Origin of the sequence: Phyllobacterium bourgognense (assembly GCF_003337575.1) — a bacterium.
Taxonomy (GTDB): Bacteria; Pseudomonadota; Alphaproteobacteria; order Rhizobiales; family Rhizobiaceae; genus Phyllobacterium; species Phyllobacterium bourgognense.
Map to the genome: position 1 here is coordinate 1 of NZ_QPJM01000009.1, position 26613 is coordinate 26613.

The following is a 26613-nucleotide window of genomic DNA, read 5'->3' on the forward strand; positions in this document are numbered from 1 at the left end:
TCCCAGCCCCGCCAGCTGCATCCGGCGGGAACAAACAGGATTGCGCCGGGCTTTCGGGGTACAAACCCGGCGTTCCTGCCATCTATGAAGTATTCGCCGCGCTCGCAGTTGCCCTGTACATTGAGAAGGACGACATGATGGCTGGAGGTGATCGCTGTCTCCTCTTTCTTAAGCCCGCTACGCCGGACGAGGTCGGCCTCCAGGCGGTGCCAGGTTCTCTGCTCACGGGAGGTTGTCCGGCAGTCACCGACCTTGAAGGCAGGTTGCGGCACAGCCATCGTCATGCCCGGCCCCGATCCTCATCGGATGCAGAACCCGTCCGCCCTGCCCCATATGTATCCGGTGCCCCGCCGTACCCGTTTTCTGTCTTCGGCACAGGGCATGCCATGGCGCCGTTCAGAGCGGCCAATTCCTCGCCTAACGCGGCGATGAATGCGGATACGCGGCGGCTTGTGCGGGGAGGCAGCCGCATCACCCCTTCAACGAGGCGGCGCCCCTCGCTGCTTGCTATGAATGTGATCCGCTCGTCGGCGGGAAGCGATGCCACCTCGCCGCTTTGCTTCTCATTTCCCGGCAGACCTTCGAAAAAGCGACTGACAGGCACGCCGAGGAATGTCGCGATTTCAAACAGCATGGACGCACTGATGCGGTTCTTGCCGTTCTCATATTTTTGCAGTTGCTGGGGGCTTACCCGGACAGCGCGGGCGAGCGCAGCTTGCGTCACGTCGTATTGAAGGCGGACTACGACAACCTGACGCCCGACATACAGATCAGCAGCATGTGGGCATTCGCACATAGGTGCTTGCGGGTAACGCGAGCGCGATGGCGTTTCTGGCTGCTGGACATTTCGGCGGAGCATCTATCAATCCCCGTGGAGCGAGTATGTCGCGGTACATCCCGCGAGAGCCATTAACAGCAAGCAACGATCGACTGAACTTGATCACCAAACGCACCTACCCGTTGGTCTGCCGCTACAATGCTCGGCCTATATAGCACATCGGAGACGAATAGGAACTATCGTTCCTAGAACGATGGTTCCGGTTCTGCTTCCCATCTGCCATGGACCTGAAGGAATCCATGGCGGTCAACCTGCGTCGCATTCGCCATGAAAAGAACCTGACGCAAGAGGATTTGGCAGCGCGGGCCGATTTGAGTATGCGCTATGTCGGCGCGATCGAACGCGGCAAAGTCTCGGCCAGCGTGACCGTACTTGGCCAAATAGCCGATGCGCTGGGCGTTGATCCGTGCGAGTTGTTGCGCCAAAAATCTTCGTGAAAATCGACCCCTCGTACTCATGAATTTCGATCCGGGCCACGGATAGGTGGTAAAACTGCCTAAAAGGCGGAAAGCCGTAGAGCCGGAAACCAGACTCTATGGCTTTCCGGGTCATCGCGTCTTGAGGCGCTGCATACCCTCGGCCAGCGTCCAGAGCGCGCGGTTGAGGGTCACATTCTGGTCGATGCCGTTAATGGCGCGAGTCTGACTGCGGCGAATGCGGCCCTCGGCGATGCGCCGCTGCCCGTTCAATCCGCCCCTTATCATATTCTCCTGAATGACATTGTAGGACATCCAGAGGCTTTGCGCGGCGTCCTCGCGACGACGCGGCTCGATGATCTGCTCGGGGCGGATGGGGCTTTCCTCCTCACCATAGCGGGCGACAAGGCTCGCCTCGGCCAGCACGCGGCGCTCGTCCGCCAACAGGGTGATTTCTTTCATGGTCTCACTGGCGTCGATCAGGTGCGGGAAATCCTCCGCGACGGTATAAACGCCTTCGATGATGTCATGCTGGATATTGCCTTTGTGCGGGACGCGAACGTCCTCGAACCGCTCGCCCGCAACCAGACTGTTGGTGCAGACGAAACGCAGCATCCGGCGAACATCTGGTAGCTGCTCGTTCCGTCATGCGAATTGACGATGATGACTTCAGCAGCCTCCGGCTTGCCGATGCCGTCGTCGCGGCGCAGGCGCAGCATGTGCTTGGCGTGTCCGTGACGGGTGCCGTCGCGCGGAACCGCCTGCACGGCGAAGAACGGGAACCATCCTTCCCGGCGAATACCAGAAATATTGTAGAGGGGTGTATTCCACCGGAAAACACTGCTCCGATTCCGAAAAGGACCAAACCGAGCAACATCCCGGTACAGTGCAAAGCGCCTTTTGCCCGCCCCAAGGTCGATCGTGGAACGCTTGATTGAAGAGTGACCTCAACGGCAACCCTGCCCAGATTGTAGAGTACGCCAAGTACAGCAAACGCGAGTGGCGCCCGCGGCAGATCCACCATTTTCAAAGCTGCAAACGAGAAAGCGGTAAGGGCGAGGATGATCAATTGCAAGATCGGAACCTCTATGATCCGGACCAGCGGTATAAGAAGTATAGCACCCAGAATGGAACCAGCGGACCAAGCGCTTTCAAGCTGTCCAAAATCTATTGCGCTGCCTTTAAGTTCTTCAAACACGAAGCTCGGGCCAATAACGCTTACCAACATGCCCCCGAGGTACAGAAGTGCGTAAATGGCGCCGAGTCGAAGCAGATGGCGGTCGATAAGCAGTTCTGAATCGTTTGTATTTCGTGCATCGCGAAGGGAGAGCGGTTCTCGCCGGACGAGACACATGCAGCATACAGATATCGCAAAAGCCGCAGCTATTGCTGCGAGCGTAAACGTCGGGATACAGACGTAGAGCAAGACACCAGTTAGCAATGCTGCCACCAAACTTCCTGATTGCGTCAAGAAACTCGCCATGCAGTTTGCCGTCGACAGGGGAAAACCAGCGCCAACGGATGGTATCATTGACTGAGACGCCGTAAGTGCAACGCAAACGCCGGGCTGTCTCATAATTTCCCTTTGCTTCCACTTTGCGCAAAGGAACGAGAATTTCGGCAGAGCTGATTTCTGAAATCGGCCTTGTGTGGAGGGCCGCTCTAACCTGATCAAGTAACCAGCGGTCAATGTCGCCGGGGCTTTGCCTTCGCGTTGATTTTGGCGAGAAATTCATCCGGCGATAGCGTTGAACCTGTTCGCGGCCAAAGCCCGTTTATGGATGTTGTCAAGTTTGGCCTGTTGAGAAGGATCGACCCCGCCGCCAATAGTTTTTTCGCGTCATCGCGCTCTTTGCGGGCGTCGGCGAGCGATACGGCGGGGTATACGCCAAACGAGAGCAGCTTTGCTTATTGTTATGTCGGTAAGAAAGCCGCCAGAGTTTCGAGCCGTTCGGCGTCACATTTGTGGGTGTGTTGAAGAATACCAGAAAATATACCAACAAAAATCTGGGATGTCTTGGTACTATCTGGAAGCCCATGAATGGCAAAAGCCCCACAAAACTGGGCTTTTGTGTCAATTATGGAAGCGAATGAGATGTCCTGAAATGGGTTCTTGGTGCCCCCGGACGTCGTCGCAATGCGCGGCCGCTCCCCAAAAGGTCTTAGTTGAACCAGCCAACGACTGCCGCCCAGGCCATTGTCAGCCCACGGTCGAACAATGCGATCCCCATGACAACGACAAACACGATGCCGAATGCCGTGTTACCGGTCTCGATCATCGTGATCGCCCGCTCTTTGTTCATCAGCTTCCCGTTGCAGTTCTTCCAGGCGCGGCACATGCTGCTTGGCGGGGTCGCTCTTTGTTGTATCGCCACTGGAACCTGCCATCTGCCCGGTATTCTGACCGTCTGCATCGCGGTTTTGGTCGTCACCTACCCGCGTTAACGCCGCGTTGGGAGCGCTCCCGACCGACAATCCGGTCACTTCGTTTGCCTCAGAGCCCGACGGGGATCGCTCACGCTCAGCCTTCAGCCGCTCACGTCCCACAGCCTGGAGCGCGTTCTTCAGATCCTCATCAATTTCGGCCACTTCCCGGATCAGGGCATTTCCGCTCGCGCCAAGCTCAGCGGTCTTGATCAGTTGTTTTTCGAGTTCCTGTTTCATCGCCGTGACGTTGCCCGGATCCTGGTTGTCCGCCTCAGCTCGGCTGATGGCTCCCCGGGATTGTTCGATCTCAACCAGGTGTCTGTTCGCCACCTCGGCGGCCGCAAACCCATGTCGCTCGACAGCATTATTCCATCGCAGCTTCTCGTCTTCCCGCTCATTGACGCCTAGGCTGCGGCCCGGCGCGTCGCCAGCATCACGATCGCGCTGTTCCAACATGTCGACAATTTCGCGGCGCACATTGACGTGTTCCCTCGCCGCCTTGGCAATTTCCTCAAACCCATCCTGTTCATGCGGTGGCAAAGAGCGCGCCGCCTGGAAGAGTGCAGTCTCCACGCGTCTTTCGTAGGCTTCGAATTCAGGCCGGGTCATGGGGCCAGAATTTGACGGCTGGCCTTGCCAGACCGCCTTTCTTTCGGCTCGCGCGGGGTGGGCTTCAAACCGGATTACCTGAGCCCCGGCAAAGTCTTTCTGCGTAGGCAATAGCGCGGAACTGCCGATAGAATGCCACTCCTGCTGCGCCGTTCGGGCATAGGCCTTGCTGCGAGGCGTGCGCGGGAAGCTGTCCTTATCCGAGCGTTTTGTGTCGTATCGGCGTTGCGCGGAGGCGCTTGTACCTTCGTGTTGCGTGCGACCGATCATGTTCATCGGTCGGACCTGGTTTTTCGAGTAAGCAGGGGGGCTCGCGCGATCACGGCGATCGGTCATCTCCATGTTGATGCCGTGCGCGCGCGCCTTTTCGGCCATTGTCAGCCGCCACTCCCGAAAGGCCGGGATTGTCGTCTCGATCCTGTCACCTGCGTCCGATCGCATGGCGATGATGGCGTGGACGTGAACGTGCGGCCGCTTGCCGCCTGTTTCCTCCGCCTTCGGGTCACTTGCAGCATCGTGAAGTGAGAACACATAACGGTGCCCGGCAAACTGCGTCCCCAGGAAATCCCGCGCCGCTTCTCGAAAGGCCGGCGCATCGGTTCCGGCGCGCGCCGACAGGACAAGATGCATGACATCGCGCGGTTTGCGGCTATGGAGCTGACCGCGCCATTCAAGCTGAACAAGGTCTCCCGCCCGCTTGCGGTCACCGATCTCGCGCCCCTGCTCATCGCACACCTTGCCCTTGTGTGCTTCCACCAGCGAACGCAGACGACCGCTGCCGTAATCCGTTCCATTACCATAAGCGGTGAACCGGAAGCTTGCGCTGCCGGCCACTCCGCTACGCGCGTCGTCAAGACGTCGTTGAACGATCGCCGTTGCCTTCTCGTCGGCACTCAATCGCTCGCCCCGGGCACTTCGAAGCACGGCGATACCTTCAATATCGAACCCGCTGCCATCGGGCCGCATGGTCACTGCCAAAGCGAAAGCGCGATCGCCCAGGCCCTGTCTCACGATCGCGCGCGCCCGTTCGATACCCTCCTCACCGTCACGGCGCCCTTCCGTGACGGAAATCTCGAACAACCCGATGTCACGGCTCGCGGCACGGTTCTTTAGAAGGTGATCCCACTCGCTTCCCACAGCAGACAGTTGATCGCGTCCGCGGAGGTGATCGCCACGCTCGTTCTCGACCACGACTTCGCCATTGCGGGAAACGTAATTAATCATGGCGCCCAGCCGCGAACCACCGCCGAACGAAGCCATTTTCACCACGGCCGACTGACTACCGGCGGCAAGGCCCTCAAAGCGCGCGCGCATTGGCCTTTCGGCAACAAATGGAGCGCGACCTGTCCCCGGTCGCCAAGACCTCGCCCCTCGCAACCGGCTGCCGGTCTTCGCGCCGACGGGAACTAGCGTCGCCGCGACACCTCCGCGGCGGCGCTCCTCGTCATCATCCGGCTTTCTTCGCCCGAGCGAGAGATCGTGGAGCAAGGCTGCCCGCCGCCGCTCCCATTCGGCCGTGAAGGCTCCAAGAAAGAACTCCACTACGCTCCCCGCTTTCGCAATCTCGCGCCGCGATCGGCAAAGAAGCCGATCTCGTACAGGAGTGCCGCCATGACCCGCTGAACATCATCGATCACCGCGCGCTCCTCATCCGTGCGCGGCTTTTTTTGGTTCAAGGCGCGGGCATGCTGATTGAGATTGATGCCAACTGCCCTGAGGTCAGCCAGAAGCGCGCTGAGAATGACGCGATCCTCCTTCGTGAAAAAGGGGCGAACGCCGGCGCCCTCAAGGGTCAGCGACCGCATGAAGGCGGAGACCGTCAGCTCCGCAGCCTGTGCGGCGTCCTCGATCTTTACCATTTCCATGGCGCTGAATCGGGCGTGGACGACCTTGGTCTTACGATCCGCCATGGGAACTTGGTCATTCTTATCCGATGCGGACCCGTTCACCTGACCTTCCTCAAAATCTCGCCGCAGGCCGCATCGACGGCTTGTCCGTCGATCGTCAGCAAATTTGTATCACAAATTTGCGTATCCTGCCAAAACAAACTGTACCGATTCAGTAACAATTTTTCAAGTCATCGCCTTAGATTCATCGCTGTGACTTGCTAATCGAGACCTTCCATCCGCCCGGTCTGACCGAAGCGGATTGCGCAAGCAGCACCTTACGCCAAATGCCTTACCGCTAGACAAACTCGCGCTAAGCAGTTGCTTTGTCTCTCTATATAGAGTGAAAATACATCCACTCTGTATGTGAACTCCATGCATTTGACCCGTGTATTTATGCGGTGTGGAACATATTCCACATTGTATTCCGCAAATGATTGCCGAAAGCGCTCACCCCTAAGGAGGAACATAATATATTCAGTTTTGACTTGCGCCGATCGGTCATTTCGATGCATGATGGGTTTATCGTTAGCACGAATATGGACGCGACCATGGCAAGAACCTACGCGGCGGTGAGCAACAAAGGCGGAGCGGGAAAGACAACGCTTGTCACGCTACTCCATGCATCCGACGTTCCTAGTCGTCGCCACTGCAAAAATCCGAGCCGAAGCGAATCCGTTTGATCCGATGTGGGACAGCTAATTCGCTGCAAGGCGCTGTCTGCCATCGGAAATTACGGATCGACCCGGTGAATCCGCATACTCTACCAATACACAAGAACTGGCGGCTCGGGTCAAACAGGGCTTAGCGGAGGCTTGAGCTGTAGGCGGGGAAACTCGCACGTACAGTTCTTAGGGAGGAGCGACCCGGCAACGGATCGTTCCTACCCGACAGGCAACACCGGAGCGTGAAGGCCGCAACCCATCGACGGGCGAGAAGATAAAGATCGCAGCGGCAAACAAGCTCACCTTTATCGCGGCCAAAGCCCTAAAGGATGCGCTGAACAAGTAAGTACTGCCCAGACACGAGAAGAACCGCGCCGGTACGCACTTTTTTCGAAGCTCGGCCCCCGTTTGGCCGGAACGAGATGAGTTGGTGGCCTCCTCGCCTTTCCACCTCGGTCAGTTCGACATCAATCTGGCCGGGAAAGCTCGTAGCCGCATTTAGTCATGAGCAAGCGCAAACGGGGAGAACTTTGGACCTGTCTTGCTTGTCGCCCCTTCTGGAGATCGACGGGACCAAGGAGGCCCAAGCGCGGGAAGCCCCCGCTTGGTAAGCGGGGGCCCGTCCGGCTGATCAGTCCCTCCAGGGGATGATGGCTAGCAGCGTTTCGTCATCCTGTCCGGGGTAGCGGCCGAGGTTGGCATTGAGCTTGGCGTGGCCGGTGTTGACGCTCATGGTCAGGTAGGGCTTGCCGAGCTGACTTTCTTTTTCCCAGATGCCACCGATTTCGATGTGGCGGCCCCTTGGTGTCATGCCGTAGATGCGGAAGATGGGTGCCTTTTCATTGTCGCTGGCGAAGGCCTCGCCGGTGATCTCGATGTCGAATGCCAGGGAGGCAATGTTGCCGGTGAGTGTCTTGTTGGCTTCATCGAACTTGATGTAGTTGATCAGGGTGTTCGTCATCGCTTTATCTCCTTTGTTTGCGGTGTCGATGGACACGGATAAGGACCGGCAAAGGGCCGGGATGCACCCGAAGGGCCGAAGCAAGGCGGAAGACGGGGCAGACAAAGCACAGCGGATGATTTTGTCTCGCGAGGAATGGCGACAAGCCAGGGGAAAATCATTTGTCGGCGCCGTTGCACGTCGGACAGCCGGCCTAGTGCCCAATCGATCGACACCCACAACGACAAAGGGATTGTCCAGGCTAGATGACGAAGATCTTGGTCAACGTCTCATCGTTCGATCGACACCACGAAACCATGTCGATGAGTTCGCGAACTGTGCCAGGAGGCATCTTCTAGAAAAGCGGCCGACAGTCGTAGTCTCGGAGCGACGGAACCGGACAGTCATCGGGTCGTTTTGACAATGAAGCGATCTCGATGCGATGGAGAAAAATCGTGACAGTTTACAAGTTTGCCCTCGCGGATGTGTCTTTCGAGCGTTCACCAGGGCAGCAGGCCGACATCTTTACCGGCAATGTCCTGGACCAACACCATGGTGGGCCGGTAACCGTCGGCTTTGGGCGATACGGACCCAACCAAATCCTTGAAACGACTATTGCAGTACATGACACGATGGTAATCCTGGAAGGGGGAGTATCGGTCACCAGCAATGGGGAAACGTTCAATGCAGGACCAGGCGAAATTATCGCCATGCAGGACGGGGATCGAGTAACCATCCGTTCGCACGAGGAGGGAGCAGTGACCGCTTACGTTACCTACCCCCATTGGCAGGAAGCCGAATCTTAGCCCAGGCACGTAGCGAAGTTCACTATCCACTGGTATCCGAGACTATTGTCCTTGGCCGCGACAGCGACGGCGTTAGCCCATGGCCACGCTCTCGCTTATCGTGGATGCGGTGCGCTCTCGCGCCAGCGCGGCATCGGCCCCGATCGGCCTCGTAAGCCTGGCGATACAGGTCTCCACAAGCAGCGCAAGCATGCCCATGTCCGTCTCTGTCACAGCCGGATGATGTTTGCCCGGGCCTACAAGCGCGAAAGCTAGGAGATGGTGTTCGATGCGTATCACCGGGCTTTCGCGTCGGCCCTTCAGGGTGAGTCGTTGAGCGAAGGGCAACGTGTGAGTTACGATTTGGGGCAAGATCGCAAGACTGGAAAATCGAAAGCCGAAAACGTCCGCATACTTTGAGTCGATGTTGGCCTCGAATCGAGTGGGCCCGACACGGTCTGCGGCAGCACACCGAACTTACCATAGACGTCGTGTCTGGCACCTTTTGACCCTAATGTGGCGCTTTACTTTTTGGGTATTCCATACGAGACCTTATGCGATTTTCGAAGCACGGACGTTACGATAAAGATTCATCTTAATGATTTGTGCCCGTGGGAGATGCGAGAAGCTGATGACGAGAACGGCACGGGATCGAACAGACCCGGATAGGGAAAACCAGAACAGATCTTGGGGCTCACGAACAAGATCTGGATGCAATCCGCGGATCGCCACACGGATTGGCGTCCCTCGAAATGCCGCTCAAAGGCATCACAGACGAGCGTACCTCATTCACGCAAAAGACTTGTTAACAACGGGCGGCAACCAAGGGCGGTCATTTCAGGTGCATTGTCCGGCGGATTGGCGGCCGGAAGAGCCACCCGGATTTGTACCGGGTCCAGTCGAATAAGGCCCACTTATAGCCAAACCGCCATCATTGCAATTGTTCGGCCAGTAATCGGTACTACGATCAGTGTACGATTTAGCTTCGCTCGGGGACGTCGTACTTCACCCATGTTTTCGGCCGGAACATCCACAGATTGATATTGGATAGCCTTATGTCTTTACCGACGAAACTCGTTGTCGTCATGGCGTTTGACCTTGCCGACAACGGAGAACTTGCTCCTGCCTTCGACGCTGTGCAATTTGACAGCGAAGAGCGGGCGCTGCGTAGCGCTCGCGACCTTTCCAGAAAGCATCACGGCGTGATTGCATGGTCGCGCGACGCCGAGCCAAACATTGGCGAATATGGCCCGCCAACCACCATCTTTCAGTCAGGAGAAATACCGGATATGGAATGATCTTGTCGCGAGGACCTGGTATTGTGCATCGGTTGATGACAAGCGCGCCGACGCTGGCAGCATTGTCACGGGAGGAACAGCAATCCTTGCTTAGAGAGGCCGCAACACAAATCGAGGCGTATCAAAGCCTGTTAGCTTCTTACGGTTCCGCGGCGTATGAAATCGATGAAGATATTTGTGGCAGGCTGACTACATATGCCGACCAAATTGATTTCAGCTATCTCGATGAAACGCGACTAATCCTTGTGGAGGCCGCCGTTGCGATCAGGCGGCTCAGGCTGATGCTGGGGATCCAACCTGAAAGCTCCTCGCCATGAGGAAACGGAGGCCAAGGGAAAACCAAGCTACGTGAGCGCTTGCATCCAAGGTACTGAGCTTTTTTTGTCAATCTTGCGCGAAGTCATCTGGCGCATAAGCGCGACATCAGTAAGGTTCAAAATCTGCAAACGAAACCGCTAAGCTGAAGGGCATTGCGTTCCCGGGTGCAAGTGAAGTCCCGTCCTGGTTGATACGATATTCACGAGCAGAAGTTACCGGCTCAATTCCGATCACCTGACTGTAGGGACGAAGATCGTGCCAAACTTGAGCATGGGGCAAAGTGGAAGTCTCCCAGCTCACGATTGCCTCGGTCCCGCGTCTCAAACCGCTTTTCTCGCGCCGGATCACACATCTCGCTTGGCTTTGATCACCAACTTCAAAACACCTCACGGTCGGCTGGGCCTCAAGGTCAACGTCATGGAGCGGCCCGAGCAGAGGAGTGTCGTTCAATGACACGGTTGTTCCGGAACCCACAATAGGGAAACCGAAGTTCATATGGTACAGCATAGAAACCGTTTCATGACGCCCGCCAATATTGAGGACCTCATCAGTGATCCTCAATACCGCTCCTCCAATTGGGGCCTCGATCCGGCGTTTTAACCGCAATCTTTCGCCGTTAAGCCGTGCTTGCGTAGTCTCACCTTCACAGAAAATGACCGGCTCGGCAGCATCCCAATCCTCACCATGAGACAGCAGTCTGCCAGGTGTGAAAGGCAGGTGACCGTGCAGCGGTTTCCCGTCAGCCGGTTGACGGATGTGTTCCAGTCCGCACGTCACCAGAAAACCCGAAAACAACCGTTCAAAGCCGAACCCGCCATCCCCGTGGGGATCGCGCAGGTAGGGCGAAGCAAAACCGGATGGGCTCTGCCAGGCGATCGGCGTGCCTCGCCACCACAGGGGACCGATATCAAAGCTTCGATCGCACAGCACCCAGAAATCCAGGCCGCCACCGGTGGAAAACGCCAGCGCCTGAACGCCACGTTCAGGTCCTTCATCGAGGATTATCCGACGGACAGATGCAAGCTGCCGCAAGTCCCCGACAAGGGGGCGCAGATCTTTTCCGCCTCGCACTGCCTGCCACATGGGTCAGATATCCACGGATTCAATAACGGGGACGGTGATCTCCAAGCGTCGATATGCTTCGGGAGGCGCTTCGTTTGCGAGCATGAGGGAGGCCATCAAAGTGGACATCTCGGCCTCCATTGCGGAATCATCAAGGGGACTGTTTTGTCCGGGATCCGCAACCAGATCATAAAGTCTCGTGTCATTCTCAATCATTGCGCCCGGTCCATAGTGTTCATTCATCGGCGAGCGTTCGATGACGGGGATTTTAAGAAGCGGAATGCCTTTGCTGAACTCGAACGGTTTTGACAAGGATGCATTGGACAGTTCTTCCGTGGTGAAGAAACTGGAGATGTGCGTAGGCATCAGCGTGTATTGGTTGATTTCCTGCCGTTTAAGATCTGCTGGATAGCAGTGATAACTGTATCTACCGTCCGTGACGTTGACTGCACCACCGAAATATCCAAACAACAATCCGTCCCGCGTCGGCTTGTTCAACGAGGCAAACAAGGATGGAGCCGTCATTTCGTCCGCAGGCTCCATACCAAAGAAGTCGAGAAAAGTGGCCGCGAAGTCGGTGGTTTGGGTTAGGTTACCGCACCGGGTTCCGTCAAGGGACTGTTTGCGCGGGTCATGCACGAACAATGGAATATGAACGATCTCCTGATACATGTTCATGCGGTTCTTGGCCCAGAAATCGTGTTCTCCCAGCAAGAAACCGTGGTCGGTGGTCACGACCAACGCGGTGTCCTTCCACATGTCGTGCTGATCGAAATAATCCAGCAGATCGCCCAGTAAGGAATCGCATAGGGCTACTGTTGCATAGTAGTTGGCGCGCAGTTCCTCGCATTCCTCCGGCAGTTCATCCACTCGTCCGTATCGCGGCCAATCGCGGATGGGTCCGTTCCACCCGGCGTCGAATTTGTCCTTGAACCGCTTTGGCGCATAGAAGGGCTCATGTGGATCGAAGGTTTCTATCTGCACGATCCAATCGTCAGCTTCGCGGTTCAGGTCGAGAAAATCGAACCCGGCCTTGAATACCTGCACCGACGGGAAATCTTCTTCTTCTTTGATAAACCCGCGGTTGATGATGTGTTGAGACTTGTAGTCCCGCCTCTTGGCCGAGAATTGGCGCTCATGGTACATTTCGCGGAGCCGGTCCCAATGCGGTTGCACCATTGCTTTCCAGCGGTCACCTTCCTGCCCGCGCACGAAATCATAAGAGTCATACCGGTTGTGATATGTCGCACCACCATCCTCGAAGTAATGATAGTGATCTGTGATGAGATGGCTGTAGACGCCGGAGGCAGCAAGCAGCTCCGGGAACGAATTGTCGTAAGGCTCCATCGGGCCCCAACTGCGATGAAGGAAACTCAGACGCCCGGTTAGCATGTCGCGTCGGGCTGGCATACAAGGCATGCTTCCAACGTAGTGATTGTCAAAGGTAATCGTACGTTGGGCAAGACGGTCAAAGTTCGGTGTCGGGATGCGCGTACCGCCATAGGGACCAAGCATATGGCGGTTCAGCGAATCGAAAAGCGCGAAAACAACTTTCATGATGTCATTCCTTCGGTCGGTTACTTCACCGCGCCCGTTGTCAGGCCGCGGACAATGAAACGTTGGGCAATGAGTAGCAGGAGCACGGCAGGCATCATCGAAAGTACGGATGCGGCTGCCATCTCGGTGTAGGCGATGGTATTCTCCTGGGCATATTTGCCGATGGCGACTGGCACTGTGGCGGTCTGCCGCTGGCTCAGGGTCAGCACGACGGCAAACTCATTCCAGCTGAAGATGAACGATAATATGCCGGCTGCTGCGAGACCCGGACGGACAAGCGGCACAATGACATGGCGCAGGATGCGTGGCGTTCCGGCACCATCGATTTTTGCCGCTTCGATCAGTTCCTTTGGAACGTCGCGAACAAAGACTCCCATCATCCAGAGGGCCATGGGCAGATTAAGTGTCGTATGTGCGAGAATGAGTCCCGTATAGGTATTATCGAGCCCAATTGTCCGGAACATCGAGTACCATGCACCTGCCAGGGTGATCGGAGGTACCATATGGAATATCACGGACCAGCCCAGCATGGAGTGTAGCACCCACGAGGGCCACTGCATGCACTGGAGCGAATAGGCAGCTAGCGTCGCCACCACGAGAACAAGTACCGTACTGGCACTCGCGATCACCAAACTGTTGCTGAAGTTACGGACATAGTCGGACGTGCTGGAGAAAAGCACATTCACGAAATTTGCCAACGTGGGCTGAAAGAGAAGCTGGCCCGTCAGTAGGGAGATCTGCGTCTTGAAGGCGGCTGCCACAATCCACAGGAATGGGAACAGGACTAGGGCTGCGGCTATAACCAGAAGCCCGTGTCGGAAGAGCGTCGAACGGAGGGGGGCACTGTAAGCCGCACTCATGACGTGCTCCCTTTCCGGCGCGTCACGGCAGAGACGACTATGATCATCAGCGCAATGAAGGCGAACGTCGTGATCGACATCGCCGATCCATAGCCCGGCCGGTCTTCCGTAAAAAAGCGGCGGAAAATGGTAAAGCTAACCACTTCGGTCGATGTCCCCGGCCCCCCGCCCGTCAGCAGATAGACTTCATCGAAGACCTTGAATGCGAGGATCAGACGGAAAACGAAAGTTACGGCAATTGCGGGGAGCATCAGGGGGATTGTGATGTACCAGAGACTTTGCCAGCGAGTTGCGCCGTCGATGTCGCTTGCTTCATAAACATCCTGAGGCAGGGTCTCGAGTGACGCGAGCAGAAGCAGGAAACAGAACGGCGTCCAGTGCCAGATGTCGACGACAATGATCGAAGCAAGGGAATAAGTGGCGTCCCCCAGCCAGTCACGCGGCATAATGCCAATCGCGCCTGCCATCTGATTCAGCACGCCGAAATCGAAGCTGAACATCAACTTCCAGATAGCACCGATAATGATACCCGGGACAAGTATCGGCAACAGGAATACCGTTCGGTAGAACAGCCGCCCATGGACAATTGAACTGGTCAGCAAGGCAAGGGCAAAGCCAAGAACCATCTGGACGGAAACGGCCACGGTGGAAAAGACCAATGTATTGAGGATACTTGCCTTAAAAAGTGAATCCGCAGCGAGAGATGCGTAATGCTTGAGGCCAACATAGGTCCAGCTTGAGAGCCCTTGCGCCCAATCGATGTCGTGCAGGCTGAGGACTGCCAGATTGACCATCGGCAAGATCGTCAGCGCGAGGAACAACAGGATCGCAGGCGCTAGCGTAAGATTTCTCCAAAAGCGGTCACGGTTAAGGGGCTGCAAGCTGCCATTCTCCACCAGACCTTCCGGACTGGCGGAGCGAGCATTTTCCGTAGAGGAAAGATACACTTTCAATCCTTCAGGTCAGGAAGGAGCGGAGCCTTATATCCGGCTGCAGTCATCACTTTCTCCATCTCTTTCGCCATATTGTTCAGGCCGTCGTTAACGGTTGTTTGGCCGGAGATGATTTGATTGAACCCGAGTTCGGTGATTGCCAGTATTTGAGCGGATTCGGGAATGAAAAATGGCAGTCTGGCTGTAGTCAAACCCTTGGAGAGCGCCTTCATCCATCGGTATTTTGGTTGATTTCCAAGGTCCGATTCCAGTACGGCCCGGCTGACGGGTGGCGATCCTGCCTCGGCATAAGCCATCTGTGCGTCCTTGGACTGGAACCAATTCAGAAAGGCTAGCGCAGCCTTTTGACGATCTCCGGGGATGTTCTTCGGGATGCCTCCGAGCCAATGCCCGAGCCCGGGCGATGACTGAAAGCCCGGTGCATGCGGCGGGGGAGCGAACCCGACCTTGTCAACCACGGCAGACTGGTTCGGATCGTCAAATATAGAAGCGGCCAGAACAGCAATGATGTTGCCTGCCTTGCCCGTAGCCATATTCTGGAGCACGTTGGCTTGCGTCTGGCCGGCGGTTGACGGATGTCCGGCTTCCTTGGCCAGCTTCAGGTACATCTCCATCCCCGCCTTAGTCTCCGGGCTATTGACGATAATGGTGTAGTCGCCTGCCTTCTGATCCTTCAACAGACCGCCGCCATAGCTCCAAATATATGGGAGAACGTCGTACGTGACGTCGAACGTTCCGCGCGCGCCACGTTGAACAATGCCGTACATGCTCGGGGGATTATTCAGTGCCTTGGCATTGGCAAGAAGATCGTCCCAGGTCTCCGGGACTTTCAATCCTTTCTCCGCATACAAATCGGAGCGGTAGTGAAGGATCGGAATGAACGGGTTGATCGGGACCGACATCAGCTTGCCAGTCTTCGCGTCGATCTTGTTGGTCGATGGGTCCCAGTAGACAGAATCGTCAAACGTATAGAGATCCTTGTCGAGAGCGAACTTTGGGTCGATGTCGTTCAGCGGAGACAAAAAGCCGCCCTTATACATCTCGATAAAGAAGCCGGCATTCATGATGAGAATGTCGTAGGGGCTCTCTTTCGAACGAACCGCACTCCGCTGCTTTTCCAGACTTCCTGCAAACGGATTGACGTCGAGCGAGACCGTATTGCCGGTCTTTTCCTGATATTGTCCCACAACGGTCTGAAACCCTGCGAACCAGGGTGACTGATTGATAACAATCGTAATGGGCACTTGGTCTTGCGCGTGGGATACACTCATGAACGCAAGGGGCAAGGTAAAGACCGCAATCAATGCCCCGCGTATTTTCGCACTGAAGTTCATTCTTCTCTCCTCTCGCAAGGCGCAACCACCACCCGTCTCGTATCGTTGGACACGGGGCCTCCCAGCCTATAAGTGTGGTTCACCGCACGGAGACTTGCATTTTCAGTTTTTTGTAACAACTAACTTCGAGTACAAAACCCATAGCTAAAAGTAATGGCAGACCTAGTTGTGTGGGTCTTCGACGCTGATTGTCCTGAGGGCTTGGATGACAACCGAGGCGGCTGGCGAAACCCAAGAATCCTTGCGTCTGATTATGCCTGCCGCGCGCTCGGACGTCAGCCCGGTCATCGGGAGGACAACCAGCCCCTCTCCCTCCGGGTTGGTAACGGCCGTGCTGGTTGTATAGCTGAGCGCGTCTGAACATCGGACCAAACTGATCATGAAAGCAAGCGATTCAGTTTCGACAGTGGGTTCGGGCGGCGAGACATTGCGCGACACGAACTGGGCATCGAGCCTTTGTCGCGCGCGCGTTATTCTGTTTGGCAAGACCCACGGATAAGCCAGCAGTTCCTGCAAACTGATGGAACCCTTGAATGACAGGGGATGTCCCTTTCGTGCGACGACACAAAGGTCGATAGATGTCAGGACCTCAACATCGAGGTCACTGGCATTCTGCGACCACGGTGTTTCCGATACCACGAAGTCAACTTCACCTCGGCGTAACTTCCGAAAAAGAGCTTCATCGAAACCTTCGGAAATGAAGATCTTCAACTCCGGCCGCGTTGAGATCGCCCGAGCGATAGCCTCCGGCAAATGCCTGCGCAACCATGCCGGTCCAGCCCCAATGGTCACTGTTCCGCTGTCGCCTTTTTGCAGGGCATTGAGTTCCGAGCGCGCTTCCGCCATCTGGACTTTGATACCTTGGGCGTGGCGAACGAGGTGTTTGCCGGCTTCGGTAAGTTCGACTCCTCTCGGAAAACGGTTAAAGAGCGGACTGCCAAGTTCCTCCTCGAGCAGCTTCATGCTCTTCGTGAGGGTTGGCTGCGCCACGTTAAGTTCCGCCGCGGCAAGAGTGATGCTCTTGCGCTCCGCTACCCGAAGAAAGTACGTCAACTGTCGCAGGTCCACGGGCACCTCGTACGGGATTAGCAGTTTCGCCAAAATTTCCACACTGCAGATTTATTCACTTACGTAAAGCGATCCGAATGCTGTGCAGGTCCCACCGTTGCAAGCTTCCCCCCTCGTTGCAATCAACGCCCTTGGCTGTCGGGCACGGACGCACCGGACTACGTGGCTAGACGGCAGTACGGGCCGCAGAACTATGTCCGCCAATACGTAGCAAGTCAGGAGTAGACGTGGTCGATGGTCCGTGGCCATCTCCTGAATAAGGTCCGTGAGTCGCGGCGCAAACAGCTCTCGTTTAAGAAAGTTGACTGAGCGGCTTTGCGCCCGCAATCCAGCCGTTCAGCCTGCTGCAAAAATTCCTGAAAGCTGCCGGTGACCTTATGCAGGCTGAATGTCCAGCTTTGGCGATGCTGATTTTGGCTCAGTGTCCGAAATTAGATCGATCGCGAATGGTAGCTTGTCGACGGTTCTCGCCAAAACAGGACCGTCCGCAAACGGCCCCAAGTTTGCCCGAACGACTACAATCTAGTGGTCGGGAAAAGTCCTCAGTTCCGTCGAATCCTGTGTGTCTCACATGGGCCGAGGTTGTCGAGGTTTCCCAACCTTGCACTCGAGCGCAGCCCTGTCCCAATTACCAAGTTCAGCAGCGGCGCGATACGTGCTTTCCAAAAAGGTCATGAGCATGTCTTCTGGATTGTTGGCAAGCCGGACCGCATCATACGGCAGCAGAAATTCTCCGAGGTTTTCATCGTAATATGCGGCTTCGGGAGAAATTCTTGCAGCTGCAAAACCGGTCGGCATCGGGTATGCATAGGAATAGAATGCGGGAAAGTCGATTGCACCCCCACCTGGCCAGAAGCCAGCTGACGAGACTTCGTGGCTGTAGGCCTCGCGGGTGATCTCGTCAGGCAGGGCCGGAATACCACCTGGATGTAAGGGCGCGTGGCGACCGGAGAAGCGTGTCACGGCAATGTCAAAACTTCCCCAGAAGAGATGCACAGGGCTCACCTTGCCGAGATACGCCGTACGGAAGATCTGGAGCACGTTCGTCACTGCCACACACGCCTTGAAGAACCGTGTCACAGCATTGGCATCGTAGGGGCGTTCCATCTTGTCTTCGGCGAACGGAATAGCCTCCGGAATCTCGTTCGGCCTGCCATGGAACTCCGGCGTCCCACCGAGAGTACGAATGAGATCCACCGCGCGCCCATGAAAGTAGGCGACCGACATCGGCTCAAGCGAGAACCGGGCAATGCGTCCATCGGTTGCTCGTCCGACCACCTCATGGTCGATCAGATCGAGGCTCAATTCGATCCCGCCCGGTCCATCTGGTACTAGGCCGGTCGTGAAACCGCGAGCGTCAGTGTAAAGGGTCGCATGCCAGGAATGGTTCACCCACGGTGAGCGGGCGAGCCGATATTTCCCTATGATCTGAAGATAAAGATGCAGCGCGGAACACGTACTGCGCCAAGGACCGTACGGTATATCCGGCCACGTTTCCTGGATACATTCATTCATTGGGCCAACCTAACTCGATGGATCTTGAATAGAACTTCCTTACCGCCCGTATCCATATCACCATAGATGCTGGCAAAGAGGAAGCTTCTTGCTGGCGGCGACGGCGTGAGGGCAAGGGGAGACGACCTCTGAAGGTCAGCTTGCGGAAACCGGCAAAGAGCCAGCCAGCGACTGACATTGAGTCGTTTGCCGAATATCCGCTTTAGCCAAATGTATTTCGAAAGCGGACCGGCAGATTTCGGCCCCATTCCGGTCATTCAAGAGCACTAACTCAATGATTGCTATAGGGCACTTTGACTCCCCCGCCTTGAAAGAATTCGAACCGAAGACCCACCGATTCCCTTCCAATTTTACGCTTCAATACTCTGCCTCAGCAAAGTTCGCCATTTCGCGCTGACGGCCTCGAAAGCGCCCTAGATTTGGCTTCAAACATCCTCGTGGTGAGCCTTGCCGCAACAGCAGAATCCGCCCAGTATGATACGACTAGATTCGGCAGAAAGGTCGACCTCGCTCAAGATCCCACATTGGTATGGTTCGGCGATCTCGTTCTGCCGAAGCTCGGTTAGACTGCATAAAGATAATCCCGGCTATCCAGATGACGAAGCATTTGGACGGATAAGCGCGGAGTGGATCTGGCAATCATCAGAGATTGGATCTCGCAGGCATCCTGTAGTTGAATCAACACCAACCTGCCGGTAGCATATTTTCTATTGATTGAGCATATTACAGGATAACAGTTTCGCTCTCACCTGGAAGAGAGGATGTGATTGCTCGTGGCAACTGAGAGGCTCCACTAGGTTCTTGGTCGAACAAAGGAGCCCGGAATGTCGCCCACCAAACTCACCAAATTACTCTTCGGACTTGCTCTCTCAATCTCCGCACTAACGTCGACGCAGGCGTCCGCGGATGCCACGCTGGACCGCATCAAGGGACGCGGCACGCTGACCGTCGGCGTGATCCTGTCCGGCGCGCCCTTTGGCTATATTGACCCTAAGACGCAGGCGCAGAAGGGCTTCAATCTCGACATCGCCCAGGCGCTGGCCGATGATCTCGGCGTCAAACTCGAGACGGTGACGGTGACGCCGCCGAACCGCGTGCAATTCCTGCAGCAAGGAAAGGTCGACATCCTGATCGCCAACATGCAATACACCGAGGACCGCGCCAAGATTCTCGATCACGTGCCGACGCCCTATGACCGCAGTGGTGGCGCGGCTGTAGTGCGCAAGGACAGCGGCCTGAAGGACTGGGCCGACCTGAAGGGCAAGCCAGTCTGCGTGTCGCAGGGCTCCAACTACACGCAGCCTCTGATGGAAGAATATGGTGCAGTTGTTAAGGCGCTTCCGAGCCAGCCGGAATCGCTGCTCGCGCTTCAGGGTGGCAATTGCGTTGCGGCCGTGCATGTCGGCGCAACAGTCGGCCTCCTGCTTCAGGATCGATCAGAAGAATGGAAGGACTATGCCATTCCCTTCCCCACCGAGCTGATCCCATCGGATTCGGTGATCTGGTTGCGCAAGGGCGAGAAGGATACGCAGGCTGCCCTGGATGCTGGCGTCAAGAAGCTGCACACGTCCGGTAAGCTGCTGGAATTCGCCAAGGCCAACCGGCTTTTAAACACCGAGTACCTGCAGCGGGCAAACAAGACGCTTTCCGCTAGCAAGTAAGCGGCGGCACCGGCAGAGCACATGCAGGACATCAATCTCACCGACCTGTTCGTTAGTCTGACGGGCAGGCTCGGCCTGAATTACGAATTCCTCGCGACGGGATACGAGGCGCAGATCTGGCGTGATGGCTTCATCACCACGCTCTATCTGATCGCTTTGCTCATACCTGTCAGCTTGGTGGCCGGCCTGCTCTTTGCCGCCTGCCTGACATCGGGCCGGGTCTGGCTGTCGACGCCGGTGCGGGCCTTCGTGGAAATCACCCGTAACACGCCGACGCTGGTGCAGCTGATGTTCAGCTTCCTCGTCCTCAACACCTTCGTGTCCGATCTGGTCGGCGGCGCCCAGAACAATCCGCTGTCGCCGTTCTTCTGGGTGGTCGCCGTGGTCGGCCTGCATATCGCGGCGCTGCACGCGGAGGCCATCCGCGCCGGCATCGAGGCGGTGCCGGCCTCCACCGTAGAAGCGGCGCGTGGTGTGGGCTTCAGCCAACTGCAGATCCTACAATATGTCCAGGTGCCGCTGGCCTTTCGGGCTTCTTTACCGGCGATCGTCAACAATCTGATCAATCTTGTAAAGCTGACGACGGTGGGGAATGCGATCGCGGTGAGCGAGATCACCTATGCCTCGATCATGGTCTGGACGCAGCGCGACAATGTCGTGTCGATGATGATCGTCATCCTCGCCTTCTTCAGCCTTATCAATCTGGTCGTCGCCCGTATCGGCCTGTGGGTGGAGCGCAGGCTCGCCGTTCCGGGATACGGCCTATGACGGCCGCGACGCTCTTCCAACCGCGCAGGAGCAGCAAGATCCTGCGCAATGTCGGCTTTGTAGCGCTGCCGCTCCTCGTCCTCGTCTGGTCGCTCGCCGACCTGACGCTCGGCCGCGAACTGCTCGAATGGATTCCCTATCTTGCTTCCGGCTTCGCGATGAACATCCTCATCGCCCTGTGCGCCATGGTGCTGGGCACGCTGGTCGGGGTATTGTTCGGCATTCTCGAACTGGTGCCCTACCGGCTGTTGCGCTATCCGGTCGTCGCCTATGTCCAGATTTTCCGCAACGCGCCGCATCTCGTGCTGATCTTCGCTACGACCTATATCTTTCCCTTCGAAATCGTCGTGTTCGGCAACTATTTGCCCTTCCCCGACTGGGTGAAGGCGGTAATCGGCCTTGCCATTCCGGCCAGCGCCTATATCGCCGAAATCACCCGCGGCGCTATCCTCTCCATCCCGACCACCCAGTGGGAGGCGGCCAAAGGCCTCGGTTTCTCGCGCAATCAGACGCTGCGCCGGATCATACTGCCGCAATGCCTGCGCCGTTCGCTACCGCCCTGGATGAACGTGGCCGCCTCGATCACCATGGGCACGGCGCTGGCCTCGCTGGTTGGTGTGCACGAACTACTGCATGCAGCGACCGATGCCAGCACTGCCGTGCGCCGGCTCGATTTCACTGTCATCGCCTATATCGTTGTGATGGCCGCCTTCTTCACGCTTTGCTACCCGATCGCCCGCCTGACGCGACGCCTGGAACGTCGCTTCAACGCGGCCTAAGGAATTGAGACGATGAACATATCCGCCGACAATGCGATCGTCCGCCTGGAAGACGTGCATTTGTCTTTCGGCCAGACAGAGGTGCTGAAGGGAATAGACCTCACCGTCAACAGGGGTGACGCGGTCTCCATCATCGGCCCGTCCGGCTCTGGCAAGTCGACCATCCTGCGCTGTATCAACGCGCTGGTGCAGCCGCAGAGCGGCCGCATCACCGTCAACCGCACTCGCGTCGACCAGCTGACCAGGGAGAGCGAGCGCATCGCGCTGCGCAAGCGTGTCGGCATCGTCTTCCAGCAATACAATCTGTTTCCGCACTTGACCGTCCTCGACAATATCGTGCTGGCGCCGACCCGCATTCTTGGCACCGACAGGCGCGAGGCCGAAAAGCTCGCCCGCGAACTGCTGGAAAAGGTGCGGCTTGCCGAAAAGGCAAATGCCTACCCCGGCCAGCTGTCTGGTGGCCAACAGCAGCGCGTGGCGATTGCCCGGGCGCTGGCAATGAAACCGGAACTCGTCCTGTTCGACGAGGTGACATCGGCGCTCGACCCGGAGACTGTCGGCGAAGTATTGTGGGTGATCCGCGATCTCATTCGCGACGGCATGACCAGCATTCTCGTGACGCATGAAATGCGCTTTGCCGAGGAGATCAGCGACACCGTCGTCTTTACCGAGAACGGCCGCATCATTGACCAGGGCTCGCCGGAGCAAATCTTCCACAGCGCAGACAATCCTCGTGTGCGCCAGTTCGTCAGCGGACTTTCCGGGCGTGGCCCAGTGCGCGACGGCGAAGGCATCTAGGATTTCTTCATGACCACGACAACCGCACCGCTGACCCATGCCTTTGCCGAGGCGATCGTCGCCTCCTCCCCGACGAGCAATGCCGCCGCAATTGAAGCGGCACGCACGGCAATCGTCGATTTCCTCGCCTGCACGATCGCCGGCGCGGCCGATCGCACCACCGCCGTCCTGGCCGACGCGGTCGGCGCCAACCTGCCGGGGGAAGCAATCCTGGTCGGAGCCAAGCGCCGCACCGATCCGCTGGTTGCCGCGGTAGTGAACGGTTATGCCGGTCATGTTCTAGACTATGACGACGTGCACGCCAGCGTGCGCGGCCATCCGACCACGGTGATCGTCCCCGCCCTGCTGGCGCTTGCCGCCGAGCGTGAGTTTACCGCGGACGCGCTGATCGCCTCCTATGTAGTCGGACTCGAGGCTATGGCGCGGCTCGGTCTATCCATCGGCTCCAAGCATTACGAGCACGGCTTTCATGCCACGGCGACGCTCGGCACGGTCGGCGCCGCAGCGGCGATCGCACATCTGACGCGGGCCTCGACGCAGGAAGCCGCCATTGCGCTCGGCCTCGCTGCGACGCAGTCCTCCGGGCTGCGGCTGCAGTTCGGTTATGATGCGAAACCCTATCATGCCGGCATGGCGGCGAGGTCCGGCCTGCTGTCGGCACGCTTGGCGGCGGCCGCTTTCGGCGGCGCGCCGGATTTCCTCGACAATCCAATCGGTTTCCACTCGGCCTATGCCTTCGGTGCCGAGCTCCCTGCCGCCGTGACCGAGAACTGGGGGACCCCTTGGCAGATCGTGGCGCCGGGGCTGACCCTGAAAGCCTATCCCTGCTGCACTGCCAGCCATCCCGTCGCCTCGCTCGGCATCGATCTGCATCGCGAAGGGCTTGTGGTGGACGCGATCGAAAGCATCACCTTCACCTATCCACCTGGCGCCGATGCTGCGCTGGTGGTGAGCAAGCCGACAAACGGCATCGAGGCTCGCTTCAGCCCGGAATACGTATTCTCCGCGGCGCTGATCGACGGCGCCCTGCGGCTCGACCATTTTGACGACCGGCCGGTGCAGCCGCATCTGATGGCGCTGGCCGGTCGCGCCGGCCGTCGCCATGACGAGACTGCGCCGCGCATGTCCAGCGATCCGAAGACCCGGTTCGTGATCCTCGATATTGCGCTTCGCGACGGTAGCACGGTCACCCGCCGTTTCGACGGTCTGCCGGGCGTGGCCGATCCAACCGAAAAGTTCCGCGACGTGACTGCCGGCAGCCCGGCCTTCGCCGAGATCCCCTCGCTCGTCCGCACGATGAGCAGCGCCGCCGATCTGAACCGGCTGCTGGCACTGCTCAACCAGGACACCATCTGAAAAACCAATCGACGAAAGATTTTGCCATGAGCGTCAAGAGAAAAATCCATCTCGGCCTGTTCCTGCAGGGGGCTGGCCACCACGTATCCGGCTGGCGGCATCCGCATGCCGAGGCAGGCAGCGAGAATTTCGACCTCCTGCGGCGCGTCTCGCAGATCGCCGAGGCAGCGAAGTTCGACATGGTCTTCCTGGCCGACGGGCTAACGAGCGGTGTTGATGCGCATCCTTCGACGATCGCCCGTTTCGAACCGCTGACACTGCTGTCGGCGCTGGCGCTGGTGACCGACAAGATCGGACTTGCGGCGACATCATCGACGACCTATGGCGAGCCCTATCATACCGCCCGCGCTTTCTCCTCGATCGACCACCTGAGCCAGGGGCGCGCCGCCTGGAACATCGTCACAACCTCCTACGCTCGCACCGCCAACAATTTTTCGAAGGCGCATCCAAAGCATGACGAGCGTTATGCCGTCGCGGAAGAGTTCGTCGACGTGGTGCGCGGGCTGTGGGACAGTTGGGACGACGATGCCTTCGTCAAGGACAAGGAGAGCGGTGTCTATGCCGATCCGAGCAAAGTCCACGTGCTCGAACACAAGGGCAAGTATTTCTCGGTCAAGGGACCGCTCAACATCCCGCGTTCGCCGCAGGGCTATCCGATCCTGATCCAGGCCGGTTCCTCCGGGCCTGGCCAAGACCTCGCCGCGCGAACAGCTGACGTCGTCTTCACCGCGCAGCAGAGCCTCCAAGAAGCACAGGCCTTCTACAAGAGCCTCAAGGAACGCGTCGCGCGTTTCGGGCGGCAGGGGGACGACGTCGCTGTCATGCCGGGCTTCCTGCCAGTGATCGGCCGTACGGCGAAGGAAGCTAAGGACAAGTTGGCCGAACTCGACCAATGGACGGATCTCAAGAGCGCCATGCCGCTGCTCGAAGAACGTATTGGCCACAATCTCGCCGAGTGCGATCCCGATGGCCCGTTGCCTAACCTGCCGATCTCCGACCAGCTGCGCAGCCGCGCCGAACTCTTGACGGCTCTTGCCTGGCGGGAGAACCTGACCATTCGCCAGTTGGCCCTGCGGGTCGCGGCGGGCCGTGGCCACCACATCGTACTTGGAACACCCGCGGAGATTGCGGACCGCATGCAACAGTGGTTCGAAGGCCGCGCTGCCGACGGCTTCAACGTCATGCCGCCCTTCTTCCCTGAGGGGCTGGAGGACTTTACTCAGCTGGTGGTACCGATTCTGCAGGAACGTGGTCTGTTCCGCACCGAATACAGTGGTTCGACGCTACGTGACCACCTCGGACTCGTCAGGCCTGCTTTGCTTTCAGTCTAGCTGCGAACCACCGCTCTTGAACTGAATCGAACCGCAGACTTATGAAATACGGCATTGCGAGATTGTAGTTCCGGAGGAGACCTTATGCGATTTTTGAAGTACAGATCAGGAACAAGTTGTTGAGAGACCATCTGCAATATGCCCAGTTCTGGACGTTGCACCGTTCGCAAAGAGCCCGGCGAACCCACCGACGTGCAAACCCCGCGCTAAACACAGCAGCCGTGTTTCTGAAAGAGCGGTCAAGTGTGGTCGGTTGCCGTCAACAACCAATGCGGGATCGGAGTTCTGAAAGAATCCATAGGAGCGTCAGCAACCCGATCGGCGGTCTGGCGAAGGCGTTAGTGCCGATCGGAGGGTTTGCGATCCGCTCGACGAAAAGCGGGCGTAGCCGGTCGGCATCCATGAAATCGGTGGACGTGAAATTCCCTTGGCGCCGATTTCTTCCTTCGGGAAGAAGCCGACAATCTGACAGCGTCGGGTATCTCGGGTCTTTCCAAGAATCATAAATACTTTCTCTGTTGCTCCTGACAAGACCGAGGCGGAACTCGGTTCCTACATGCTCTCAGCATGTTTGTGCACCGCTAGGTCAGTACTTGTTTTATTTGATTCAGGTCCTGGACAAATTTCATTCGTTCCGCGTTCGCAGCGGCCCTGTCGCGAATTCTGAGGATGTATGATGGGTGAATGGTAACGAGCACCGGCGGCAGATTCTCTGGATGGAAGATCATGCCGCGGTCCTTGGTAATCCGAACGTCTTACCTCTTAAATGCGCTGCAGCCGTCCCTCCGAGTGCAACGATAATCTTGGGCTCGATCAGTTTGAGTTCGCTGCGTAGCCACCAGGAGCAGCGTTGTATTTCGCCGGCATTGGGCTTCGAATGGAGCCGACGCTTGCCGCGCTGTGTGGACTTGAAATGTTTGACCGTATTGGTGATATAACAGCGATCCCGATCAATGCCAGCCATGATCAAGGATGCATTCAAAATAGCGCCCGCAGGCCCGACAAATGGGCGCCCGACGACGTCTTCCCTGTCGCCCGGTTGCTCGCCGACCAGAACGACATCTGCCTGTTCTGGCCCCTCGCCAAAGACCGTCTGAGTGGCATGCTTGTAGAGATCGCATCGTTTGCAATGTTGTGCTTGGCCGTTGAGTTCGCCCAATGATTTGGCGCTTGCTGTTTCGCCTTCTATAAGATCAGGCTTGTTCATGGCGGTTACATCGTAGTGGTGAGCAATTCTGAGTTCTAACGCGGCAGGCCTGCGCAGGTTCCCCTCGACTGTCCGGGCACAGCGGGACCTTCACGATTGCACTAGAAAATCTGCTGGTGGAGCAATTGAGACCGCAAACGCGATGCCGCGAAATTAGAAGAGCCGAAAAGATCACGACAAAT

General features: G+C 57.4%; 25 protein-coding genes, 5 pseudogenes and 1 other annotated feature. Of the genes and pseudogenes, 13 read left to right on the forward strand and 17 right to left on the reverse strand.

Going from position 1 to position 26613, the window contains the following annotated elements:
- Positions 1–284, reverse strand: a pseudogene (locus C7476_RS15790) (hypothetical protein); the annotation flags it as partial.
- Entirely contained in the window at positions 281–859 is a 579-nt protein-coding gene (locus tag C7476_RS15795; RefSeq protein WP_114430877.1) for a helix-turn-helix transcriptional regulator, read from the reverse strand. The pseudogene C7476_RS15790 and the gene C7476_RS15795, both read right to left, overlap by 4 nt.
- A gap of 200 nt (positions 860–1059) precedes the next feature.
- On the opposite strand from C7476_RS15795, the gene C7476_RS15800 reads away from it, so the two are divergent.
- Positions 1060–1275, forward strand: a complete 216-nt coding sequence (locus C7476_RS15800; protein WP_112532534.1) for a helix-turn-helix domain-containing protein — start codon at positions 1060–1062, stop codon at positions 1273–1275.
- Between the two features lie 111 nt (positions 1276–1386).
- On the opposite strand, the pseudogene C7476_RS15805 reads toward C7476_RS15800, so the two are convergent.
- A pseudogene (locus C7476_RS15805) lies at positions 1387–2057 on the reverse strand (DUF932 domain-containing protein); the annotation flags it as partial.
- 131 nt (positions 2058–2188) lie between these two features.
- On the opposite strand from C7476_RS15805, the gene C7476_RS15810 reads away from it, so the two are divergent.
- Positions 2189–2551: a hypothetical protein gene (locus tag C7476_RS15810; RefSeq protein ID WP_114430878.1), complete on the forward strand. Its 363-nt coding sequence runs from the start codon at positions 2189–2191 to the stop codon at positions 2549–2551.
- On the opposite strand, the gene C7476_RS29410 is transcribed toward C7476_RS15810, so the two are convergent.
- The 4 genes from C7476_RS29410 to C7476_RS15825 all read right to left on the reverse strand — a co-directional run bounded on the left by C7476_RS29410 (position 2445) and on the right by C7476_RS15825 (position 6239).
- On the reverse strand, positions 2445–2990 hold the full coding sequence (locus C7476_RS29410; protein ID WP_425373993.1) for a phage integrase central domain-containing protein: 546 nt from the start codon (positions 2988–2990) through the stop codon (positions 2445–2447). The genes C7476_RS15810 and C7476_RS29410 overlap by 107 nt on opposite strands.
- Entirely contained in the window at positions 2941–3156 is a 216-nt protein-coding gene (locus tag C7476_RS29415) for an Arm DNA-binding domain-containing protein (protein WP_425373997.1), read from the reverse strand. Before C7476_RS29415 ends, C7476_RS29410 begins: the two co-directional genes overlap by 50 nt.
- Before the next feature lie 360 nt (positions 3157–3516).
- A complete protein-coding gene (locus C7476_RS15820; RefSeq protein WP_114430879.1) occupies positions 3517–5832 on the reverse strand; it encodes a conjugal transfer protein TraA in 2316 nt (771 codons plus the stop codon).
- Positions 5832–6239, reverse strand: coding sequence for a plasmid mobilization protein (locus C7476_RS15825; protein ID WP_245426379.1), 408 nt, complete (start codon positions 6237–6239; stop codon positions 5832–5834). Before C7476_RS15825 ends, C7476_RS15820 begins: the two co-directional genes overlap by 1 nt.
- 834 nt (positions 6240–7073) lie before the next feature.
- Between C7476_RS15825 and C7476_RS15835 the strand changes: the two are divergent.
- Positions 7074–7187 (forward strand): annotated as a pseudogene (locus tag C7476_RS15835) (HU family DNA-binding protein); the annotation flags it as partial.
- 285 nt (positions 7188–7472) lie between these two features.
- Here the strand turns inward: C7476_RS15835 and C7476_RS15840 are convergent.
- Positions 7473–7802, reverse strand: coding sequence for a DUF736 domain-containing protein (locus C7476_RS15840; RefSeq protein WP_114430880.1), 330 nt, complete (start codon positions 7800–7802; stop codon positions 7473–7475).
- A 434-nt stretch (positions 7803–8236) separates the two neighbouring features.
- Between C7476_RS15840 and C7476_RS15845 the strand changes: the two genes are divergently transcribed.
- The gene (locus tag C7476_RS15845; protein WP_114430881.1) at positions 8237–8587 is read left to right on the forward strand and encodes an AraC family ligand binding domain-containing protein; all 351 of its coding nucleotides are present in this window, start codon (positions 8237–8239) and stop codon (positions 8585–8587) included.
- 72 nt (positions 8588–8659) lie between these two features.
- On the opposite strand, the gene C7476_RS28175 is transcribed toward C7476_RS15845, so the two are convergent.
- Positions 8660–8866 carry a hypothetical protein gene (locus C7476_RS28175; RefSeq protein WP_181872478.1) on the reverse strand — a complete coding sequence of 69 codons (207 nt, stop codon included), beginning with the start codon at positions 8864–8866 and terminating at the stop codon, positions 8660–8662.
- Positions 8867–8878: 12 nt separating this feature from the next.
- Between C7476_RS28175 and C7476_RS28710 the strand changes: the two are divergent.
- The 3 genes and pseudogenes from C7476_RS28710 to C7476_RS15865 all read left to right on the forward strand — a co-directional run.
- Positions 8879–8986: pseudogene (locus C7476_RS28710) on the forward strand (cold-shock protein); the annotation flags it as partial.
- A 424-nt stretch (positions 8987–9410) separates the two neighbouring features.
- Positions 9411–9466, reverse strand: a sequence feature (sul1 is cis-regulatory element that is thought to sense ions involved in sulfur or methionine metabolism; They are found in Alphaproteobacteria).
- Positions 9467–9621: 155 nt separating this feature from the next.
- A complete protein-coding gene (locus C7476_RS15860; protein ID WP_114430883.1) occupies positions 9622–9864 on the forward strand; it encodes a hypothetical protein in 243 nt (80 codons plus the stop codon).
- Positions 9861–10181: a hypothetical protein gene (locus C7476_RS15865; protein ID WP_114430884.1), complete on the forward strand. Its 321-nt coding sequence runs from the start codon at positions 9861–9863 to the stop codon at positions 10179–10181. Before C7476_RS15860 ends, C7476_RS15865 begins: the two co-directional genes overlap by 4 nt.
- A 106-nt stretch (positions 10182–10287) precedes the next feature.
- On the opposite strand, the gene C7476_RS15870 is transcribed toward C7476_RS15865, so the two are convergent.
- The 7 genes from C7476_RS15870 to C7476_RS15900 form a co-directional block, all read right to left on the reverse strand.
- Positions 10288–11265 carry a DUF4432 family protein gene (locus C7476_RS15870; RefSeq protein ID WP_114430885.1) on the reverse strand — a complete coding sequence of 326 codons (978 nt, stop codon included), beginning with the start codon at positions 11263–11265 and terminating at the stop codon, positions 10288–10290.
- 3 nt (positions 11266–11268) lie between these two features.
- Complete coding sequence (locus C7476_RS15875; RefSeq protein WP_114430886.1) at positions 11269–12801, reverse strand: sulfatase; 1533 nt, start codon at positions 12799–12801, stop codon at positions 11269–11271.
- Positions 12802–12821: 20 nt separating this feature from the next.
- The gene (locus C7476_RS15880; protein WP_114430887.1) at positions 12822–13661 is read right to left on the reverse strand and encodes a carbohydrate ABC transporter permease; all 840 of its coding nucleotides are present in this window, start codon (positions 13659–13661) and stop codon (positions 12822–12824) included.
- Positions 13658–14608 (reverse strand): carbohydrate ABC transporter permease, encoded by a 951-nt coding sequence (locus C7476_RS15885; protein ID WP_210207797.1) that lies wholly within the window; start codon positions 14606–14608, stop codon positions 13658–13660. The genes C7476_RS15880 and C7476_RS15885 overlap by 4 nt, the downstream gene beginning before the upstream one ends.
- Positions 14609–14610: 2 nt before the next feature.
- Entirely contained in the window at positions 14611–15948 is a 1338-nt protein-coding gene (locus C7476_RS15890; RefSeq protein WP_114430888.1) for an ABC transporter substrate-binding protein, read from the reverse strand.
- Between the two features lie 162 nt (positions 15949–16110).
- Positions 16111–17001 (reverse strand): LysR family transcriptional regulator, encoded by an 891-nt coding sequence (locus C7476_RS15895; protein WP_181872461.1) that lies wholly within the window; start codon positions 16999–17001, stop codon positions 16111–16113.
- 582 nt (positions 17002–17583) lie between these two features.
- Entirely contained in the window at positions 17584–18531 is a 948-nt protein-coding gene (locus C7476_RS15900; RefSeq protein ID WP_114430890.1) for a DUF5996 family protein, read from the reverse strand.
- Between the two features lie 824 nt (positions 18532–19355).
- Between C7476_RS15900 and C7476_RS15910 the strand changes: the two genes are divergently transcribed.
- The 6 genes from C7476_RS15910 to C7476_RS15935 are packed head-to-tail and all read left to right on the forward strand — an operon-like array spanning position 19356 to position 25224.
- Complete coding sequence (locus tag C7476_RS15910; RefSeq protein WP_114430892.1) at positions 19356–20192, forward strand: transporter substrate-binding domain-containing protein; 837 nt, start codon at positions 19356–19358, stop codon at positions 20190–20192.
- A gap of 21 nt (positions 20193–20213) precedes the next feature.
- Positions 20214–20960: an amino acid ABC transporter permease gene (locus tag C7476_RS15915; RefSeq protein ID WP_114430893.1), complete on the forward strand. Its 747-nt coding sequence runs from the start codon at positions 20214–20216 to the stop codon at positions 20958–20960.
- Positions 20957–21739, forward strand: a complete 783-nt coding sequence (locus C7476_RS15920) for an amino acid ABC transporter permease (protein ID WP_114430894.1) — start codon at positions 20957–20959, stop codon at positions 21737–21739. Before C7476_RS15915 ends, C7476_RS15920 begins: the two co-directional genes overlap by 4 nt.
- 12 nt (positions 21740–21751) lie before the next feature.
- Positions 21752–22537, forward strand: a complete 786-nt coding sequence (locus C7476_RS15925; RefSeq protein ID WP_114430895.1) for an amino acid ABC transporter ATP-binding protein — start codon at positions 21752–21754, stop codon at positions 22535–22537.
- Between the two features lie 9 nt (positions 22538–22546).
- The gene (locus C7476_RS15930) at positions 22547–23893 is read left to right on the forward strand and encodes an MmgE/PrpD family protein (RefSeq protein WP_114430896.1); all 1347 of its coding nucleotides are present in this window, start codon (positions 22547–22549) and stop codon (positions 23891–23893) included.
- A gap of 26 nt (positions 23894–23919) precedes the next feature.
- A complete protein-coding gene (locus C7476_RS15935) occupies positions 23920–25224 on the forward strand; it encodes an LLM class flavin-dependent oxidoreductase (protein WP_114430897.1) in 1305 nt (434 codons plus the stop codon).
- A 581-nt stretch (positions 25225–25805) separates the two neighbouring features.
- On the opposite strand, the pseudogene C7476_RS15940 reads toward C7476_RS15935, so the two are convergent.
- Positions 25806–26431: pseudogene (locus tag C7476_RS15940) on the reverse strand (UdgX family uracil-DNA binding protein).
- Positions 26432–26613: the final 182 nt, after the last annotated feature.

What these genes read in the sequence shown, in the direction of transcription:
- C7476_RS15860 (WP_114430883.1), top strand. Translation starts at nt 9,622, where the DNA reads ATGTCTTTACCGACGAAACTCGTTGTCGTCATGGCGTTTGACCTTGCC.
- C7476_RS15930 (WP_114430896.1), top strand. Translation starts at nt 22,547, where the DNA reads ATGACCACGACAACCGCACCGCTGACCCATGCCTTTGCCGAGGCGATC.
- C7476_RS15795 (WP_114430877.1), bottom strand. Translation starts at nt 859, where the DNA reads ATGCTCCGCCGAAATGTCCAGCAGCCAGAAACGCCATCGCGCTCGCGT.
- C7476_RS29410 (WP_425373993.1), bottom strand. Translation starts at nt 2,990, where the DNA reads ATGAATTTCTCGCCAAAATCAACGCGAAGGCAAAGCCCCGGCGACATT.
- C7476_RS15865 (WP_114430884.1), top strand. Translation starts at nt 9,861, where the DNA reads ATGATCTTGTCGCGAGGACCTGGTATTGTGCATCGGTTGATGACAAGC.
- C7476_RS15925 (WP_114430895.1), top strand. Translation starts at nt 21,752, where the DNA reads ATGAACATATCCGCCGACAATGCGATCGTCCGCCTGGAAGACGTGCAT.
- C7476_RS15840 (WP_114430880.1), bottom strand. Translation starts at nt 7,802, where the DNA reads ATGACGAACACCCTGATCAACTACATCAAGTTCGATGAAGCCAACAAG.
- C7476_RS15935 (WP_114430897.1), top strand. Translation starts at nt 23,920, where the DNA reads ATGAGCGTCAAGAGAAAAATCCATCTCGGCCTGTTCCTGCAGGGGGCT.
- C7476_RS15800 (WP_112532534.1), top strand. Translation starts at nt 1,060, where the DNA reads ATGGACCTGAAGGAATCCATGGCGGTCAACCTGCGTCGCATTCGCCAT.
- C7476_RS15915 (WP_114430893.1), top strand. Translation starts at nt 20,214, where the DNA reads ATGCAGGACATCAATCTCACCGACCTGTTCGTTAGTCTGACGGGCAGG.
- C7476_RS15880 (WP_114430887.1), bottom strand. Translation starts at nt 13,661, where the DNA reads ATGAGTGCGGCTTACAGTGCCCCCCTCCGTTCGACGCTCTTCCGACAC.
- C7476_RS15890 (WP_114430888.1), bottom strand. Translation starts at nt 15,948, where the DNA reads ATGAACTTCAGTGCGAAAATACGCGGGGCATTGATTGCGGTCTTTACC.
- C7476_RS15875 (WP_114430886.1), bottom strand. Translation starts at nt 12,801, where the DNA reads ATGAAAGTTGTTTTCGCGCTTTTCGATTCGCTGAACCGCCATATGCTT.
- C7476_RS15910 (WP_114430892.1), top strand. Translation starts at nt 19,356, where the DNA reads ATGTCGCCCACCAAACTCACCAAATTACTCTTCGGACTTGCTCTCTCA.
- C7476_RS15920 (WP_114430894.1), top strand. Translation starts at nt 20,957, where the DNA reads ATGACGGCCGCGACGCTCTTCCAACCGCGCAGGAGCAGCAAGATCCTG.
- C7476_RS15870 (WP_114430885.1), bottom strand. Translation starts at nt 11,265, where the DNA reads ATGTGGCAGGCAGTGCGAGGCGGAAAAGATCTGCGCCCCCTTGTCGGG.
- C7476_RS15900 (WP_114430890.1), bottom strand. Translation starts at nt 18,531, where the DNA reads ATGAATGAATGTATCCAGGAAACGTGGCCGGATATACCGTACGGTCCT.